Source organism: Variovorax soli NBRC 106424, assembly GCF_001591385.1.
GTDB lineage: Bacteria > Pseudomonadota > Gammaproteobacteria > Burkholderiales > Burkholderiaceae_C > Variovorax > Variovorax soli.
The window spans coordinates 57,332-75,346 of the sequence record NZ_BCUU01000012.1; the positions used below are offsets into that span (position 1 = coordinate 57,332).

Here is an 18,015-nt window from a genome sequence, read left to right on the forward strand (position 1 = left end):
GTTCAATAGCCTGCGGCCTGGCCGTCGCGGCGCGCATCGCTGGCGGCCACATAGCCCTCCACCGACGGATCGCCCGCACGCCAGATGAACTGGCCGGCACCGAAGTCCTGGTACGAATCGTTGATGACCTCGACCTGGTGGCCCAGCGCCTTCAGGCCGGCCACCGTGTCGCCCTTCATGGCGGCCTCGACGTTGATCTCGAGCCCGGCGTTGAAGCGCCAGCGCGGCGCATCGCAGGCGGCCTGCGGGTTCTGGCCGTAGTCGAGCATGCGAACCAGGGTCTGCATGTGGCCCTGCGGCTGCATGTTGCCGCCCATCACGCCGAAGCTCATCACCGGCTGGCCGTCCTTGGTGAGGAAGGCGGGGATGATGGTGTGGAAAGGCCGCTTGCCCGGCGCCACCTGGTTGGGGCTGCCATCCTTGAGGCTGAAGCCGTGGCCGCGGTTCTGCAGGCTGATGCCGAACGTCGGCTCCACGCAACCCGAGCCGAAGCCCATGTAGTTGCTCTGGATGAAGCTGACCATCATGCCGCTCTCGTCGGCGGCCGTGAGGTAGATGGTGCCGCCCTTGACCGGATTGCCTGCCTTGAAGTCCTGCGCCTTGTTCACGTCGATGAGTTTGGCACGCGAAGCCAGGTACGCGTCATCGAGCATTTGCGCGGGGGTCACCTCCATCGACGATGGGTCGGCCACGTAGCGGTACACATCGGCAAAGGCCAGCTTCATGGCCTCGATCTGCAGGTGCTGCGAGGCCACCGAGTCCACCGGCAGCGAGCCGACGTCGAATTTGTCGAGAATGCCCAGCGCGATCAGCGCCGCGATGCCCTGGCCGTTGGGCGGGATCTCGTGCAGCGTGTGGCCGCGGTAGTTGCGCGCAATGGGCTCTACCCACTCCGGCTTCCAGGCGGCCATGTCGCTGGCCTTGAGGCTGCCGCCGTGCTCGGCCGAGAACTTCTCCAGCGCCTGGGCGATCTCGCCGCGGTAGAAGGCCTCGCCGCGGGTCAGCGCAATGGCCTTGAGCGCGCGCGCCGCCGACGGGAACTTGAACAGCTCGCCCACCTTGGGCGCACGGCCCCAGGGCAGGAAGCTCTGCGCAAAGCCGGGCTGCGACTGCAGCAGCGGCGTGGCGGCGGCCCATTTTTCCTGCACCACCACCGGCATCAGGTAGCCGCGCTCGGCCACCTCGATGGCCGGCGCCATCAGGTCGGCAAAGGGCAGCTTGCCGAAGCGCTCCGACAGCGCCATCCAGGAACCCACGGCGCCCGGCACGGTGACGGAGTCGATGCCGCGCTGCGGCGGGGTCGCGGCATCGGCGCCGTACTTCTTCCTGAAGTAGTCCGGCGTCCATGCCTGCGGCGAGCAGCCCGAGGCATTCAGGCCGTGCAGCTTCTTGCCGTCCCACAGGATGCAGAAGGCGTCGCTGCCCAGCCCGTTGCTGACCGGCTCCACCAGCGTCATGACGGCCGCCGTGGCCACGGCGGCGTCCACCGCATTGCCGCCCTGCTGCAGGATGCGCAGGCCCGCCTGCGCGGCCAGCGGATGCGAGGTGGACACCACGTTGCGGGCGAACACCGGGAGACGGGTGCTGAGGTAGGGGTTGTTGAAGTCGAAGTTCATTTCAGAAGTCCAGTTGTCTCAAGATGCGCGCCCGAACGAGCGCACGGCAGTCATTCGTTGACGATCTTGCGCTCGATGATGATCTGCTTCCATTTGGCCGTGTCTTGCGCCGCCAGCTTGGCCAGTTGTTCCGGCGTGCTCTGCGTGGGCTCGATGCCCAGGCTGGACAGCTTTTCGCGCAGCTGCGCATCGGCCAGCGCTTCGTTGGCCGCCTTGTTCACATGCGCCACCACGTCCGCCGGCAGGCCCTTGGGGCCGTACAAGCCGAACCAGGTGTTGGATTCGAAGCCCGGCAGCGTCTCCGCCACCGCGGGCAGGTCGGGTGCCAGCGGGCTGCGCTTGAGAGAAGTGACGCCCAGCGCACGCAGCCGCCCGTCGCGCACGAAGGGCATGCCGGTGGGCAGCGAGTCGAACAGCACGTCGACCTTGCCGCTCATCAGGTCGGGCATGGCCAGCGCCGTGCCCTTGTACGGAATGTGGGTAACGAACACGCCCGCCTGCGACTTGAACAGCTCCGCCGTGAGCTGCACGATGGTGCCGTTGCCGCTGGAGGCGTAGTTGAGCTTGCCGGGGTTCTTCCTGGCGTACTCGACCCACTCGCGCACCGTCTTGGCCGGCGAGCTGTTGGGCACCAGCATGATGCTGGGCGCATCGCCCACGTGCGCGATCGGCGTGAAGTCGCGCGCCGTGTCGTAGGGCACCTTGCTGATCACCGGGCCGATGGCATGCGTGCTGGTGGTGCCCAGCAGGAGCGTGTAGCCGTCGGGCGCGGACTTGGCGGCCAGGTCGGAGCCGATGGCGCCGCCGGCGCCCGGCTTGTTGTCCACCACCAGGGTGGCGCCCAGCTTCTCGCCCATCTTCTGGCTGAGCGTGCGGGCAAACAGATCGGTGGCGCCACCCGCCGGGAAGGGAACGATCAGCCGGATCGGCTTGGCCGGATAGCCCTGCGCCAGGGCGGCGCCGGAAGCGGCAAGGCACATCGCCGCCGCGGCAAGGGCCTTCAGAAACAGGTGGCGTTGCATGGTGTGTGGAGCGTGGTTGGCAAACCTTCGATGCTAAGCAGCCATCCCCCATCAAGCCAGATAATCCAGGTTATTCCAGTATTAGCCTGATTTATGCCAAGAGGAACCGCCACCGATGAGATCTCGCTGCAGCAGCTTCGCGCGCTGGCAGCGGTGTTTGAAACTGGAAGCTTCACCCTGGCGGCCGAAAGCCTGCAGCTCACCCAGCCCGCCATCAGCCACCTCATCAAGCGCATGGAAGACGAACTCGGCCAGCCGCTGGTGGTGCGCGGGCGGCGCCTGCAGCTCACCGATGCCGGCCAGATGATGGTGGATACCGCCGTGCGCGCGCTGCGGCTGGTGGACGAGTCGGTCAACGCCTGCCGCTCGCAGGCGCAGCTGCGCGAGGGCCGCGTGGTGGTGGCCGTGGGGCACCTCACCGCCGGCGCGCTGATGCCGCCTTTGCTCGGCCGCTTCGCCAAGGCGCATCCGCGGCTGGCAACCTCCCTGCTGGACAGCACGGCCGAACAGATGATTTCGCGCGTGGTCTCGAAGGAAGCCGACCTGGGCTTCGGCTCGGACATCGGCCCCTCGCACTCCGAGCTCGCCACCGAGCCCCTGTTCACCGAACGCATGGCGCTGTTCGTGCGCGAAGACCATCCCCTGGCCTCGCGCAGCGCCGTCGAGGCGCGCCTGCTCGAGGCCCTGCCCTTCATCCACGTGAACCCCGACGCCAACATCTGGCGCTCGGTGGGCCGTCAGCTGGCCGGCATCGCGAACCTGGAGCCGCAGGTGCTGCACCACGTGTCGATGCTCTCCACAGCCTTCGGGTTGATCCAGGCCGGTGCCGGGGTGTCGCTGCTGCCCCGCTACGTTGACGTGCTGATGCCGCCCAATCTGCGCGCCGTTTCCGTGACACGGCCCACGCTCGAATACCCGGTGATGGCGCTGCGGCTGGCCAAGCACCCGCTCAGTCCGGCGGCCATGGCCTTTCTCGACATCGCCCGCCAGCACCTCAAGCCGCCGCGTGCAGGCCGGAGCTGAAGCGCGGCGAAAAAAAACGGCGCCCGAGGGCGCCGTTTTTCCTGGAAGGACTTGCCTCGCCGATCACTCTTCGACGAAGGCCTCTTCCCGTTTGGATTTCACCGCAGGCAGCAGCACGATCACCAGCAGCAGCACGGCGGCCGCCAGCAGGCCCATCGAGATGGGGCGGGTGACGAACACGCTCCAGTCGCCGCGCGAGAGCAGCAGCGCACGCCGCAGGTTCTCTTCCATCATCGGGCCCAGGATGAAGCCCAGCAGCAGCGGTGCGGGTTCGCAGCCGAGCTTGTAGAAGAGATAGCCGACGAAGCCGAAGGCACCCACCATCCAGATGTCCCAGGTGTTGTTGTTCGTGGAGTACACGCCAATGGCGCAGAACAGCACGATCGAGGGGAACAGGAAGCGGTAAGGCACCGACAGCAGCTTGATCCACATGCCGATGAGCGGCAGGTTCAGAATGACCAGCATCGCATTGCCCAGCCACATCGAGGCGATCAGGCCCCAGAACAGCTCGGGGTTGCTGGTCATCACCTGCGGGCCCGGCTGGATGTTGTGGATGGTCATGGCACCCACCATCAGCGCCATCACGGCATTGGGCGGAATGCCCAGTGTGAGCAGCGGGATGAAGGAGGTCTGCGCGCCGGCGTTGTTGGCCGACTCAGGCGCAGCCACGCCGCGGATGTTGCCCTTGCCGAAAGGCACTTCGCCGGCCTTGAGCTTGGTCTTCTTCTCGATGGTGTAGGCCGCGAAGGCCGCCAGCAGCGCGCCGCCACCGGGCAGGATGCCCAGCGACGAACCCAGTGCCGTGCCGCGCAGCACCGCGGGCACCATGTTCTTGAAGTCTTCCTTGGTGGGGAACAGGCCCGTCACCTTGGCGGTGAACACTTCGCGGTCTTCCTCGGGCTGCGCCAGGTTGGCAATGATTTCTCCATAGCCGAACACGCCCATGGCGATGGCCACGAAGCCGATGCCGTCAGTGAGCTCAGGCACGTCGAACGAGAAGCGCGCCACGCCGGAGTTCACGTCGGTTCCCACCAGGCCGAGCAACAGGCCCAGCACGATCATGGCCACGGCCTTGAGCAGCGAACCCGACGCCAGCACGACGGCGCCGATCAGGCCCAGGATCATCAGCGAGAAGTACTCGGCCGGACCGAACTTGAAGGCCAGTTCGGTCAGCGGCGGCGCGAAGCCGGCCAGGATCAGCGTGCCGACGCAGCCGGCGAAGAACGAACCCAGGCCGGCAGCCGCCAGCGCGGGGCCCGCGCGTCCGCGCTTGGCCATCTGGTGCCCATCGATCACGGTCACCACCGATGAGGACTCGCCCGGCAAGTTGACAAGAATGGCGGTGGTGGAGCCGCCGTACTGTGCGCCGTAGTAGATACCGGCCAGCATGATGAGCGCCGACACGGGCGGCAGCGCGTACGTTGCCGGCAGCAGCATGGCGATGGTGGCCACCGGCCCGATGCCGGGGAGCACGCCGATTAGCGTGCCCAGGATACAGCCGACGAGGCAGTACAGCAGGTTGGTGGCGGTAAAGGCAACGCCAAAGCCCACCGAAAGGTTGTTGATCAGTTCCATGTTCTTAGCCGGTGATGAAGGTGGGCCAGACCTGGATCTGCAGTTTCAGCGCCCAGATGAAAGCGATGTAGCTGCCCACCGCAAGCACGGTAGCCAGCGCCAGCACGGATGGCAGTGCATGCTTGCTGCCCGCCTGCGCTGCAATGAGCACGAGTGCGTAGATGGCGATGATCAGGCCCATGGCCGGAATGCCGAAGCTCGGCAGGCCGCCGAGCAGCACGCCGAAAGCCAGGTTGGCGCCCAGGATGAAGAACACCTGCTTCCAGGCCCACTTGCCAATCGGATCGCCGGTGGCGGTTTCGACCGTCAGGCCGGTGAACATGATGACGAGGCCGATGACGGCCATCACGATGCCCAGCATGAGCGGGAAGTAGCCCGGACCCATGCGCGCGCCGGTGCCCACGTTGTAGGTGGTTGCGCCCCATGCGAAGGCAACCCCGACCACAGTGAACATGACGCCCGCGAAGAAGTCCTTCTGACTCTTGATTTTCACGAACAGTCTCCTCGATTCGGAATTCGAACCCGGGGATTCTGCGGGCTCACCACGCGCTTCTCGATGTGGATTCCACCTAGCGAAGAGCTAGGGTAATCCCTGCGTCACAGTGGTGCGCTACAGGCGCGCGGCGGCTATTCCAGAGGCGGTGTCGCGCTCAGCACTTCCTCGATGGTGGTGAGGCCTTCCGCCACGCGAAGCGCCCCCGCCAGTCGCAGCGGCCGCATGCCGTCGGCAATGCCCTGGCGGCGCAGCGCGGTGATGTTGGGCTCCTTGCCCACCTGCACCTTGAACTCCTCGCTCACGGTGAGCAGCTCGTACAGGCCCATGCGGCCGCGGTAGCCCGTCATGCGGCAGTCCACGCATCCTACCGGGCGGTAGGCTCGAACCGAGCCGGAGATCTGCCAGGGCTTCACGAACTCGTCGAGCCGCTCGCGCGTGACCGATTCGTCGGGTTGCTTGCAGTGCGGGCACAAGGTGCGCACCAGGCGCTGCGCAAGCACGCCCAGCATGGTGGCGTTGATCAGGTAGTTGGGCACGCCCAGCTCCATCAGCCGCGTGATGGCGCTGGGTGCATCGTTGGTGTGCAGCGTGCTGAACACCAGGTGGCCGGTGAGCGCGGCCTGCACCGCCATCTCGGCGGTGGCCAGGTCGCGGATCTCGCCGACCATGATGATGTCCGGGTCCTGCCGCATGAGCGCACGCAGGCCCTCGGTGAAGTTCAGGTCGAGCTGCGGCTGCACCTGCGTCTGGTTGAAGGACGACTCGATCATCTCGATCGGGTCTTCGATGGTGCTCACGTTCACCTCTTCGGTGGCCACGCGCTTGAGCGTGGAATACAGCGTGGTGGTCTTGCCCGAGCCGGTGGGGCCGGTCACCAGGACGATGCCGTGCGGCCGCGTCACCAGCTGCTCCCAGCGCTTGGCGTCGTGCTGCGCAAAGCCCAGCTCGTCGAGGTTCTTCACCGTGGTGTCGGGGTCGAAGATGCGCATGACCATCTTCTCGCCGAAGGCCGTGGGCAGCGTGGACAGGCGCATTTCCACTTCGTCGCCGCGCAGGTTGCGGGTCTTGATGCGGCCGTCCAGCGGTCGGCGCTTCTCGACCACGTCCATGCGGCCCAGCAGCTTGATGCGCGCCACCATGGCGTTCATCACGCCCATGGGCATCTGGTAGGCCGGGTGCAGCACGCCGTCGATGCGAAAGCGGATCACGCCCTGCTCGCGGCGCGGCTCCAGGTGGATGTCCGATGCACGCTGGTCGAAGGCGTATTGCCACAGCCAGTCGACCACCTGCACCACGCTCTGGTCGTTGGCGTCCAGCTGCTTGTTGCTCTTGCCCAGCTCCACCAACTGCTCGAAGCTGGCCGCGCTCGATGCGCCGCCGGCCTTCTGCGCCGCGCGCACCGACTTGGCCAAGGCAAAGAATTCGGCCGTGTAGCGCTGGATCTCGGTCGGGCTGGCCACCACGCGGCGCACGCTGCGCCGTGCCTGGCGCTCCACCTCGCCCACCCAGTCGGTGATGAAGGGCTCGCAGGTGGCCACCACCACTTCGGTGGGCGTGACCTGCACGGGCAGCACCTTGTGGCGCTCGGCATAAGCCGCGCTCATGGTGTCGGCCACCTTGCCCACGTCGACCTTGAGCGGATCGATGCGCAGATAGGGCAGGCCCGCGCGGTTGGCCAGCCACTGCGTGAGCATTTCGAGGTCCAGCGGCTTGCCGTCGCTCTCGCGCGTCATGGCCACCGCCGCCAGGCGCACCAGGGGGGTCTGCCGGCTCTCGGCCCGCGCGCAGCGGGCGATGGTGCGCTGCGCCTCGGTGGGCGAGATGACGCCGTCGCGCGCCAGCCATTCGATGACCAGCTTCAGTTCGAGCGGCCCCTGGTGGCTGGCAGGCGCGCCGTGGGTGGTGGAGATGGTCGAAGCGGAAAGGGGCGATGCGCTCATAGACAGTGGGCCTTGAACACCCGCAGCCATTTGGGCGCGGGCAGGCCCCAGCGAGTCTGTATGGTTTGCGCACGCTCGGCAAGCACGGCGCGGCTCGGACGGGCGGGCTCGCGCTGGGCCAGCACCACCGTGTTGCCTTCGCGCGTCGGGCGGAAGGCCCACACGGCCTTCTCGCCGAAGGCCGCGACGATCTTTTCCAGGCTGCGCTCGTAGCTGGAGGAGCGGCCGAACAGGTTCACCGTCATGCAGCCGCTCTCGGTGAGCAAGGCGCGGCAGTCGCGATAGAAGTCTTCCGTATCAAGAACGGGCGCAGCGGCCTCATGGTCGTACAGGTCGACCTGCAACGCGTCCACGCTCTCGTGCCACTGGGCCTTGCGGATCTCCACCGCCGCGTCGGCAATGACCACCTGCAGCTTGGCGTCGTCCTGCGGCAGCTTGAACCAGCCGCGGCAGGCCGCCACCACCTGGGGATTGAGTTCAATGGCGGTGGTGCGCATGCGCAGCTGCTTGCGGCAGAACTTGGTGAGGGCGGCCGCCCCCAGGCCCAGCTGCATGGCATGGCGGTTCATCACGCTCGCGGGCTCCACGAACAGCAGCCAGGCCATCATGCGCTGCACATATTCGAGCTCGATCTCAAAGGGCGCGTCCAGCTTCATCGAGCCTTGTACCCATTCGGTGCCCAGGTGCAGGTAGCGCACATCACCCCAATCGGAAAAGTTGACTTCGGGCAGGGAAGAGCTCATGAGCGGGAAGAAGGCGTTGAAGCTACGATTTTCATAGCACCAAAGGCCCGTTTCATGCGGGCCTTCGGGAATCGAGCAGTGCGAAAAAAAGATTGGCGGAGCAAGGCGCGTCTGCATAATACCGCTGCCTCGTGGCACCCCGCCGCACGCCGTGCGGTGGTGTCGGCACGAGTCTCGCAAGCAGGTCGGGGAGGGTTGCGTTGCGATGGTCCCGGCATGCTCGTCTCAAGCTGGCCAATGCCCAATGCGGTATCGGCACTGAAAAAAGGGGAACAAGAAGATGCTGAACACGGAAGCGATCTGGACATTCATCACCACGCAAGGCGCGAGCTTCGGCCTCAAGGTGATCGGCGCCCTGGTGGCATGGATCATCGGCCGCTGGCTGATCAGCCTGGCGCAAAAGCTGGTGAGCACGGCCCTGGAGCGCGGAAAGCGCATGGATGCGACGCTGAGCAACTACCTCGTGTCGATCCTGGGGGTGATCCTCAACATCGTGCTGATCCTGGCGCTGCTGGACATGTTCGGCGTGCGCACCACCTCCTTCGCCGCCCTCCTGGCCGGCGCCGGCCTGGCCATCGGCACGGCATGGGGCGGCCTGCTCACGCACTTCGCGGCCGGCGTCTTCCTGCAGGTGATGCGGCCCTACCGCGTGGGCGATTTCGTCACCCTGGGCGGCGTCACCGGCACGGTGAAGGAACTGGGCCTGTTCGGCACCGTACTCGTCACCGGCGACAACACCGTCGTCCTGGTGGGCAACAACAAGGTGCTGGGCGACAACATCCAGAACTTCAGCACCCTGGGCTTTCGCCGGGTCGACACCGTGGCCAAGGTGGCCAACGGCGTGGACGTGAACAAGGCTATCGAACTGCTGAAGGCCGAACTGGTGAAGATTCCCAACGTGTCGACCGAGCAGCCGCCGGACGTCGAGATCCTGCAGTTCACGCCCGAAGGCCCGCTGCTGGCGGTGCGCCCCTACACCCACACCGACCACTACTGGCAGGTGTATTTCGACACGCACCGGGCCGTGGTCAAGGTGTTCGGCGCGGCGGGCTTCCCCACGCCGGAGACGCCCATCGGCTATCGCACCGCGGCACCGGCGGCCGCCGCCTGACACGCGCCGGGCCGCCGGCCCCAAAGAACAAACCCGCCTTTTTCGGCGGGTTTTGCTTTGTGCGCGTTGCAGGACTCAGGGCTTCTTGGCCGGATCCGGCGGCAGCTTCTCGGCGATGGACTCGCCGGCCTTGCGCGTACCGGAAATGGCAGCGTCGCCGGCATTGCCCGCGGCGGTGGTCGCCTTCTTGGTGCCCTTCTTGGTGGCTTCCCAGCCCTTCTTGGTGCCGCTCTTGGTCGCGTCCCAGGCCTTTTCGCTTCCCTTCTTGGTGGCGTCCCAGCCCTTTTCGGTGCCGCTCTTGGTGGCATCCCAGGCCTTTTCGCTGGTGTTCTTCGTCGCGTCCCAGGCCTTTTCGGCCGCATTGGGCTCGGCGGCGGGGGCCTGCGTCTGGGCCAGGGCCGGGCCGGCCAGCGCCGTCAGCGACAGCGCCACGGCAACGGACAGACGTTTGCTGAGAGAACGATTCATGCTGCTAACTCCTTGTAGGTATGCGTGGCATTTGCGAAATGTGCCACTTGTTCTTGAATGAGATTCGCAGGCGCAAGGATGACATCAATTTGCCCGGGGCCAAGCACCGCGTTGCATTTTGGGGATTTCGACTACGCCCCGTGTCATCCTGGTTCCGACGCGGATACCAGCGGCGCCAGCCTGGGCAGTGCCGCCATCGCGTTGTCGGTGCTGGCCTTGGCCAGGTCTTCGACCGGCATCCCGCGCAACTGCGCCACCACCTGCGCGATGCGGGGAAGTTCGGCCGGCTCGTTGCGCCCCTGGGCCTGCCCCTGGCTGCGTTCGGCCTGGGTGGCATAGAGCCAGTGCGGAGGAATGTCGGGCGAATCGGTTTCCATCACGATCGCCGACAACGGCACGCTCGCCGCCAGCCGGCGCAGGCGCAGCGCCCGCTCGAAAGTGAGCGCCCCCCCGAAGCCGAGCTTGAGCCCCAGGTCGATGCAGGCCTGGGCCTGCTGGTCGCTGCCGTTGAAGGCGTGGGCAATGCCGTGCCAGGGCCGGCCAGCCCCCGCCACGCGCAGGCCCTTGAGCACCTGGTCGACCGAGCGGCGCACATGCAGCAGCACCGGCAGGTCGTGCTTGCGGGCTAGCCGAAGCTGCGCTTCGAAGATGTGCTCCTGCCGGCCCGGCTCGAGCCCTTCCACGAAATAGTCCAGCCCGATTTCGCCGACGGCGACCAGGCGAGGGTCGCCCTGGTGCGCCGTGAGGGCTGCATCCAGGGCCACCAGGTCGGCGTCGGTGGCCCTGCCGGCGCACAGCGGGTGGATGCCCAGCGCATAGGCATCCTTCTGGGCGTGGGCCATCTCGCGCACGGTATCGAAGTTGAAGGCGGCCACGGCGGGCAGCACGCACAGCATGACGCCGCTGGCGGCGGCGCGCTCGCGCATGGCGGTGCGGTCGGCGTCGAATTCCGGCGCATCCAGATGACAGTGCGTATCGACAAAACGCGTAGGCATGAGGGCAGATGATGCCCTAGAGCGAGTGCCCATCCTTGCGCCAGATGCACGCGCCGGCAAAGCGTGCTACCGTGAAGCCTCACGTGTCCTCTTGGTGGTGAAAAGGCGGAGGTGCCCATGCGCAGGCCTGCTTTGTACAGCCGTTCGCCCAACGTGCCGCAGCAGCAGGCCGGGGCAGGCGAAGTGGACGAGCCGCAGGCCCCGACCGGCCCGGCCGAAGACGCCGGCGCGCCCGACGCCCCGGCCTCGCCACCGCCCGCCGGGCCGCGCCGCCATGTCTGGCGCCACGCGCTGCTCGCCCTGCTGGTGGTGGGTGCACTCGGTGCCGGCGGCTATCACTTCCTGCCCCGCCAGGCAGGCCACCAGCTCACGCAGAAGGACATCGACGCGGCCGTCACGCGCAGCCTGCAGACGATCACCCTGCCCTCGGCGGCGGCGCGCGCCGCCGACATCATCCGCCCCTCCGTGGTGGAAGTGATCGCGCTGGGCAGCGAAAAGAACACGCCCGCCGCCAAGGTGGAAAAGCGCGGCCGCAACATGGCGCGCGGCAAGCCGCCGCAGGCCGACCCGCCGCAGGCGCCCAGCGGCGAAGTCGAGCGCGGCGTGGGCACCGGGGTGGTGATCGTCGACAAGGGCGTGATCCTCACCAACCTGCATGTGGTGGCCGGCGCCGAGAAGATCCGCGTGACCTTCTTCGACGGCCTGGAGGCCAACGCCTCGGTCATCGGGCTGCAGCCCGAGAACGACCTGGCCGTGCTGCAGGCCGACAAGATTCCCGACGACCTGGTGGCCGCCACCATGCGCTCCACCGCCGACCTGATGCCCGGCGACAACGTGGCGGTGGTGGGCTTTCCGTTCGGCATCGGGCCGTCGGTGTCGGCAGGTGTCGTGTCGGGCCTGAAGCGCTCGTTCCGCTCGCCCGAAGGCCAGCAGGAAATGAACAACCTGATCCAGTTCGACGCCGCCGCCAACCCCGGCAATTCGGGCGGACCGATGGTCAACATGAACGGCGAGGTGCTGGGCATCGTCACCGCCATCCTCAACCCCACGCAGCAGCGCACCTTCATCGGCATCGGTTTTGCCGTGCCGATCGAGAACGCGGCCTCGGCCGCGGGCATGCCGCCGTTCTGATCTCCTCCACCAACCAGGAAGCAAGCGCATGAGCTCAGCCAACGCCGACGTCCAGACCGCCGCCCACCAGGCCGCCGCCGCTGCCGCCGCCAGCAGCAGCAGCGAACTCATGGAGCAGATCCTCTACGAGGTCAAGCGCGTGGTGGTAGGCCAGGACCGCTTCCTGGAGCGGGTGATGGTGGCCATGCTGGCCGAAGGCCACCTGCTGGTGGAGGGCGTGCCGGGCCTGGCCAAGACGCTCACGGTGAAGACCCTGGCCGACACGGTGCAGGGCCGCTTCAAGCGCATCCAGTTCACGCCCGACCTGGTGCCGGCCGACCTGGTGGGCACGCGCATCTACAACCAGAAGACCGGCGACTTCAGCACCTCGCTGGGCCCGGTGTTCGCCAACCTGCTGCTGGCCGACGAAATCAACCGCGCGCCGGCCAAGGTGCAGAGCGCGCTGCTGGAGGTGATGCAGGAGCGGCAGGTGACCATTGCCGGCGAAACGCACAAGGTGCCGCGCCCCTTCCTGGTCATGGCCACGCAGAACCCCATCGAGACCGAAGGCACCTACCCGCTGCCCGAGGCGCAGGTGGACCGCTTCATGATGAAGGTGCTGGTGGACTATCCCAGCGACGAGGAAGAGTTCGTCATTGTCGAGCGGGTGATCGGGCCGCCGGTGCAGGCCAGCCCGATCGCCACCACCGAGCAGCTGGCGCTGCTGCAGGCGCAGGCGCGGCGCGTGTACGTGGACCCGTCGCTCATCCAGTACGCTGTGAAGCTGGTGTCGGCCACGCGCACGCCGGAGCGGCACGGGTTGAAAGACATGCGCCGCTTCATCACCTTCGGCGCCAGCCCGCGCGCCAGCATCAACCTGACCGAAGGCGCGCGTGCCCTGGCGCTGCTGCGCGGGCGCAGCTACGCGCTGCCCGAAGACATGACCGACCTGGCCGCCGACGTGCTGCGGCATCGCGTCACGCTGTCGTACGAGGGCCTGTCCGAAGGACTCACGCCGGACGGCCTGATCGACCGGATCATGCGCGCCGTGCAGGCGCCGGCCCGGGTCATGGAACATGAAAAGCTGGTCGCCTAGATGATGATGACGATGTCCAAGCCCCCGCACGAGGAAGACTGACATGGCCTTCTGGAACCGCAAGCAACGGGCTGCCAACGATGCCCTTCTGCATGCCGAGGCGGCTGCAGCGGGAACCGAGCGCGCGCTGCGGCGGCTGGAATGGACCGTCATCCGCCGGCTCGACGGCCTGCTGCAGGGCGACTACCGCACCCTGATGCGCGGCGCCGGGCTGGACCTGGCGGACCTGCGCGAATACCAGCACAACGACGACGTGCGCCACATCGACTGGAACGTCACCGCGCGGCTGCAGGTGCCGCATGTGCGCGTGTTCACCGAAGACCGCGAGATGGCCGCCTGGTTCGTGCTCGACCTGAGCCGCTCGGTGGACTTCGGCTCCGGCCCGCGTGCCAAGCGCGAGATTTCTGCCGGCTTCGTGGGTGTGGTGGCGCGCCTGCTCACCCGCCACGGCAACCGCGTGGGCGCGCTGGTCTATGGCAGCGAGCTGGAGGCGGTGATTCCGCCGCGCACCGGCCGCGCGCACGTGCTGCACTTGCTGCATGCCATGGAGCGGCGCGCCGAACCGCGCGGCGCCAAGCCCGGCGGCACCACCCGCCTGGCGGAGCTGCTCGATGCGGCGGGCAACATGATCCGCCGCCGCTCGACCATCTTCGTGGTGTCCGACTTCCTGAGCGCCCCCGGCTGGGAAAAGCCGCTGGGCCGCCTCACGCAGCGCCACGAGGTGCTGGCGGTGCGCCTGTCCGACCCGCTGGAGCGGCAGTTGCCCGACCTCGGCCTGGTGCCGCTCACCGACGCGGAAACCGGCGAGCAGCTCTGGGTGGACACGCACGACCGGGGATTCCGCAAGCGCTTCATCCGACTGGCCCATGAACGCGAGGTGGCGCTGCGCGAAGCCCTGGCCCGCGCCGGGGTCGACACGCTGGAGCTTTCAACCGAGGACGACCTGGTGGAGGCGATCGTGCGCTTCGTCGACCTGCGCAAGCGCCGCATCCGCGCCGTCGGGCGTCAAGCGAAGGTGGTGGGATCATGAACTTCCTCTGGCCCCAGTTCCTCTGGCTGGCGCTGGCGCTGCCGGTGCTGGTGCTTCTTTACTTGTGGCTGCTGCGGCGCAAGAAGAAGATGGCGATCCGCTACGCGAGCCTGTCCATCGTGCGCGATGCCATGGGCGTGGGGCAGAGCGTGCGGCGCCATATCCCGCCCCTGCTGTTCCTGCTGGCCATGGCGACGCTGGTGATTGCGGCGGCGCGTCCGCTGGCGGTGGTGATGCTGCCGTCCAACCAGCAGACCATCGTCCTGGCCATGGACGTCTCGGGCAGCATGCGCGCGGCCGACGTGCAGCCCAACCGGCTGGCCGCCGCGCAGAACGCCGCCAAGAGCTTCCTCAAGGAATTGCCGCGCACCGTGAAGGTGGGCGTGGTGGCCTTCGCCGGCAGCGCCCAGGTGGCCCAGCTGCCCACCACGAACCGCGAAGACCTGGTGACCGCCATCGACTCGTTCCAGCTGCAGCGCGGCACCGCCACCGGCAACGGTCTCGTGATGGCGCTGTCCACGCTGTTCCCCGATGCGGGCATCGGCATCGACGACTTCGCGCCCAAGTCCATGCAGCGCGGCACGCCCATCGAGCAGGCTGGCAAGGACACCAAGAAGGATTTCGTGCCGGTGACGCCGGGCTCCTACACCTCCGCGGCGATCATCATGCTGACCGACGGCCAGCGCACCACTGGCGTCGACCCGCTGGACGCCGCCAAGATGGCGGCCGACCGCGGCGTGCGGGTCTACACCGTGGGCGTGGGCACGGTGGACGGCGAGACCATCGGCTTCGAGGGCTGGTCGATGCGCGTGCGGCTGGACGAGGACACGCTCAAGGCCATCGCCAACAAGACGCAGGCCGAGTACTTCTATGCGGGTACCGCGGAAGACCTGAAGAAGGTCTATGAAACGCTCAGCTCGCGGCTGACGGTGGAGAAGAAGGAGACGGAGATCTCTGCCCTCTTCGCACTCGGTGCGGCTGCCCTGATGCTGCTGTCGGCCGGGCTGTCGCTGCTTTGGTTCAACCGGATCTTGTAGTTCCTTGATCGGGGCGTCCTCCTTGAGGGGCCGCCCGGTCTGCGCCGCCCGCCGGGGGCCGCCTCGATGTCGCCGAGGAGCGCAGTGGGTGCGGCCTGCACGCAAGGGCACCTTGCGTGCTTCAACATCTGGCTCACTGTGGGTGTCTGAGCGGAGCTGCGAAGCAGCGCAGCGAGTTCACAGTGCAGGCCGCACCCGCGAGCACCGCAGGGCAGCCCCGAAGGGGCCGACATCGTGAAGGCCCCGGGCACGCACCGCCCGCCGACGCGGCGCGCCAACGACAACACAAGCGAACTCAGTCGACAAGCCGCCCGGCCGACAGGCGCAACACCCGGTCGCAGCGCGCCGCCAGTTGCTCGTCGTGCGTCACCACCACAAAGGCGGTGCCGCGTTCGTGCGCCAGCTTGAGCATCAGCGCGAACACGCTGTCGGCCGTGGCCCGGTCCAGGTTGCCGGTGGGCTCGTCGGCCAGCACGCAATCAGGCTGGGTCACCAGCGCGCGGGCAATGGCCACGCGCTGGCGCTCGCCGCCCGACAGCTCTGCCGGCCGGTGCGCCAGGCGCTCGGCCAGGCCCACCGAGGCCAGCATGCGCGCGGCGGCATCGCGCGAGGCGGCCGGCGGCTCGCGCCGGATCTTCAGAGGCATGGCCACGTTGTCCAGCGCGCTGAACTCGGGCAGCAAGTGATGGAACTGGTAGACGAAGCCCAGGTGCCGGTTGCGCAGCCGCCCCTGCTCGGCGGCATCCACATGGGCCATGTCCTTGCCGTGCAGCTCGACCGTGCCCGACGTGGGCGCATCCAGCCCGCCCATCAGGTGCAGCAGCGTGCTCTTGCCCGAGCCCGAGGCGCCGACGATCGCCAGCGTTTCGCCGGCGTTCACGTCCAGGTCCACGCCGTGCAGCACCGTGAGGTCGATGCGGCCTTCGTGAAAGCGCTTGGTGAGGCCGCGCACGCGCAGCACGACTTGGCTGTCCTTCGCTTTCGCCTGCATTGGCACTTGCACTTGTGGTTCGACTTTCACGTTACCCCCTTGCACACGCATGCCCGCGAAGCAGGGAGGCCGTTCGGGAGCCCCCGTGGAACCGGCTTTGCCAGGCCACAGGGTGCGCCCCCTCGAAGGGGGTTGGCGGACCTGCGAAGCAGGGTAGCCTGGGGGTGAGCCCATCTATTCATAGCGCAGCGCCTCCGCGGGGTTGACGCGGCTCGCGCGCCAGCTGGGATAGAGCGTCGCGGCAAAGGCCAGGATGAGCGAGATGATGGTGATGGGCACGATGTCCGATTGCTGCGGGTCGCTGGGCATGCGGCTGATGAGGTAGATGTCCTTGGGCAGGAAGCTGGCCTGGAAGAGCTTTTCCAGCGCCGGCACGATCACGTCGATGTTGTAGGCGATGCCCAGGCCCAGCAGCAGCCCGCCCAGCGTGCCGATCACGCCCACCATCGCGCCCTGCACCACGAAGATGCCCATGATGCTGCGCGGGCTGGAGCCCAGCGTGCGCAGGATGGCGATGTCGGCGCGCTTGTCGGTCACCGTCATCACCAGCGTGGAGACCAGGTTGAAGGCCGCCACCGCCACGATCAGCGTGAGGATGATGAACATCATGCGCTTCTCGACCTGCACGGCCGCGAACCAGGTGCGGTTCTGTCGCGTCCAGTCGCGAATGAGGAAGGAGCCCGGCAGCGTCACCGCCAGTTCGTCGGCCACCTGGCGGGCCTGGTGCAGGTCCTTGAGCTTGAGGCGGATGCCGCTGGGCCCTTCCAGGCGGAACACCTTGGCCGCGTCCTGCTCGTGGATCATGGCCAGCGCCGAGTCGTATTCGTAGTGGCCCGAATCGAAGGTGCCCACCACCTTGAACTGCTTGAGCCGCGGCACCACGCCGGCCGGCGTCACCTGCCCGCCCGGCGCGATGAGCGTGACGGTGTCGCCCTCGCGCACATAGAGCGAGCGCGCCAGGTCGCCGCCCAGCACGATGCCGAATTCGCCCGGCACCAGGCGGTCGAGCGCGCCCTTGTTGGCCGTGGTGGCGATGTCGGTCACCTGCGGCTCCAGCGCGGGCTCGATGCCGCGCACCAGCACGCCCTTCATGTCTTCGCCGCGCGCGAGCAGTGCCTGCGCGGCAATGAACGGCGCCGCGCCCACCACCTGCGGGTTCTTGCGGGCGGCCTGGGTGATGGCGTCGATGTCCTGCAGGGCCTGGCCGTCGCGGGAAAAGATCTCGATATGCGAGACCACGCCGAGCATGCGGTCGCGCACTTCCTTCTGGAAGCCGTTCATGACCGACAGCACGATGATCAGCGCCGCCACGCCCAGCGCAATGCCGAGCATCGACACGCCGGAGATGAAGTTGATGAAGCCGTTGCGCCGCGTGGCCCGGCCGGCGCGGGTGTAGCGCCAGCCCAGTTGCAGCTCGTAGGGAAGTTTCATTTCAAGGAAGACACGGCATGCCATCCGTGGGGGTGAGTCATCGCGGAATTGTGGCATCCCGGACAATAGGCCCATGCCTGCATCGGTGCCCGCCAGCTCTTCCCCCCCTCACCATCTCGTCATTGCCCACGCCGGACACAGCGCGCCGGCCATCCGCGACACCCTGGCTTCGCTGAAGCTGCCGAATCTGGAGCGCCTGCTCGCGCGCCTGCAACTCGCACACGACGATGCGCAGGACGACGAATCTTCCCTGTCGCCGCCGCACGAGCGGGCCCTGGCCGCCGCGCTGGGCCTGCCCGTGGCCGACGGCCTGATTCCCTGGGCGGCCCGG

General features: G+C 67.5%; 16 protein-coding genes and 1 pseudogene. 7 read left to right on the forward strand and 10 right to left on the reverse strand.

Annotated elements, in window-relative coordinates; all coding sequences use genetic code 11:
• Positions 1–2: 2 nt before the first annotated feature.
• Positions 3–1,616 (reverse strand): gamma-glutamyltransferase family protein, encoded by a 1,614-nt coding sequence (locus tag VSO01S_RS06065; protein ID WP_068640901.1) that lies wholly within the window; start codon positions 1,614–1,616, stop codon positions 3–5.
• Positions 1,617–1,666: 50 nt separating this feature from the next.
• Complete coding sequence (locus VSO01S_RS06070; protein ID WP_068640902.1) at positions 1,667–2,638, reverse strand: Bug family tripartite tricarboxylate transporter substrate binding protein; 972 nt, start codon at positions 2,636–2,638, stop codon at positions 1,667–1,669.
• 93 nt (positions 2,639–2,731) lie between these two features.
• Here VSO01S_RS06070 and VSO01S_RS06075 point away from each other — a divergent pair, with 93 nt between their 5' ends.
• Complete coding sequence (locus tag VSO01S_RS06075; RefSeq protein WP_068640903.1) at positions 2,732–3,661, forward strand: LysR family transcriptional regulator; 930 nt, start codon at positions 2,732–2,734, stop codon at positions 3,659–3,661.
• 63 nt (positions 3,662–3,724) lie between these two features.
• On the opposite strand, the gene VSO01S_RS06080 is transcribed toward VSO01S_RS06075, so the two are convergent.
• The 4 genes from VSO01S_RS06080 to VSO01S_RS06095 all read right to left on the reverse strand — a co-directional run bounded on the left by VSO01S_RS06080 (position 3,725) and on the right by VSO01S_RS06095 (position 8,415).
• Positions 3,725–5,236: a tripartite tricarboxylate transporter permease gene (locus VSO01S_RS06080; RefSeq protein WP_068640904.1), complete on the reverse strand. Its 1,512-nt coding sequence runs from the start codon at positions 5,234–5,236 to the stop codon at positions 3,725–3,727.
• A gap of 4 nt (positions 5,237–5,240) precedes the next feature.
• Complete coding sequence (locus VSO01S_RS06085; RefSeq protein ID WP_068640905.1) at positions 5,241–5,729, reverse strand: tripartite tricarboxylate transporter TctB family protein; 489 nt, start codon at positions 5,727–5,729, stop codon at positions 5,241–5,243.
• A 134-nt stretch (positions 5,730–5,863) separates the two neighbouring features.
• Positions 5,864–7,672 (reverse strand): type IV pilus assembly ATPase TfpB, encoded by a 1,809-nt coding sequence (gene tfpB / locus VSO01S_RS06090; protein ID WP_068640906.1) that lies wholly within the window; start codon positions 7,670–7,672, stop codon positions 5,864–5,866.
• Positions 7,669–8,415, reverse strand: coding sequence for a class I SAM-dependent methyltransferase (locus VSO01S_RS06095; protein WP_068640907.1), 747 nt, complete (start codon positions 8,413–8,415; stop codon positions 7,669–7,671). Before VSO01S_RS06095 ends, tfpB begins: the two co-directional genes overlap by 4 nt.
• A 283-nt stretch (positions 8,416–8,698) precedes the next feature.
• Here VSO01S_RS06095 and VSO01S_RS06100 point away from each other — a divergent pair, with 283 nt between their 5' ends.
• Complete coding sequence (locus VSO01S_RS06100; RefSeq protein WP_068640921.1) at positions 8,699–9,526, forward strand: mechanosensitive ion channel family protein; 828 nt, start codon at positions 8,699–8,701, stop codon at positions 9,524–9,526.
• 75 nt (positions 9,527–9,601) lie between these two features.
• Here the strand turns inward: VSO01S_RS06100 and VSO01S_RS27695 are convergent, their stop codons facing one another.
• Both VSO01S_RS27695 and VSO01S_RS06110 read right to left on the reverse strand, forming a co-directional pair.
• Positions 9,602–9,994, reverse strand: coding sequence for a hypothetical protein (locus tag VSO01S_RS27695; RefSeq protein ID WP_084241709.1), 393 nt, complete (start codon positions 9,992–9,994; stop codon positions 9,602–9,604).
• 143 nt (positions 9,995–10,137) lie between these two features.
• On the reverse strand, positions 10,138–10,989 hold the full coding sequence (locus tag VSO01S_RS06110; protein ID WP_068640909.1) for a TatD family hydrolase: 852 nt from the start codon (positions 10,987–10,989) through the stop codon (positions 10,138–10,140).
• Between the two features lie 117 nt (positions 10,990–11,106).
• Here VSO01S_RS06110 and VSO01S_RS06115 point away from each other — a divergent pair, with 117 nt between their 5' ends.
• The 4 genes from VSO01S_RS06115 (at position 11,107) to VSO01S_RS06130 (ending at position 15,262) form a co-directional block, all read left to right on the forward strand.
• Positions 11,107–12,120, forward strand: a complete 1,014-nt coding sequence (locus VSO01S_RS06115; RefSeq protein ID WP_068640910.1) for a S1C family serine protease — start codon at positions 11,107–11,109, stop codon at positions 12,118–12,120.
• A gap of 109 nt (positions 12,121–12,229) precedes the next feature.
• Positions 12,230–13,195 carry an AAA family ATPase gene (locus tag VSO01S_RS06120; protein ID WP_153305146.1) on the forward strand — a complete coding sequence of 322 codons (966 nt, stop codon included), beginning with the start codon at positions 12,230–12,232 and terminating at the stop codon, positions 13,193–13,195.
• 43 nt (positions 13,196–13,238) lie between these two features.
• Entirely contained in the window at positions 13,239–14,225 is a 987-nt protein-coding gene (locus VSO01S_RS06125; protein ID WP_068640912.1) for a DUF58 domain-containing protein, read from the forward strand.
• On the forward strand, positions 14,222–15,262 hold the full coding sequence (locus VSO01S_RS06130) for a VWA domain-containing protein (RefSeq protein ID WP_068640913.1): 1,041 nt from the start codon (positions 14,222–14,224) through the stop codon (positions 15,260–15,262). The genes VSO01S_RS06125 and VSO01S_RS06130 overlap by 4 nt, the downstream gene beginning before the upstream one ends.
• Positions 15,263–15,557: 295 nt before the next feature.
• Here the strand turns inward: VSO01S_RS06130 and lolD are convergent, their stop codons facing one another.
• Positions 15,558–16,253, reverse strand: coding sequence for a lipoprotein-releasing ABC transporter ATP-binding protein LolD (lolD, locus tag VSO01S_RS06135; protein ID WP_068640914.1), 696 nt, complete (start codon positions 16,251–16,253; stop codon positions 15,558–15,560).
• A gap of 174 nt (positions 16,254–16,427) precedes the next feature.
• Positions 16,428–17,684, reverse strand: a complete 1,257-nt coding sequence (locus VSO01S_RS06140) for a lipoprotein-releasing ABC transporter permease subunit (RefSeq protein WP_068640915.1) — start codon at positions 17,682–17,684, stop codon at positions 16,428–16,430.
• Positions 17,685–17,757: 73 nt separating this feature from the next.
• Between VSO01S_RS06140 and VSO01S_RS06145 the strand changes: the two are divergent.
• Positions 17,758–18,015 (forward strand): annotated as a pseudogene (locus VSO01S_RS06145) (hypothetical protein); the annotation flags it as partial.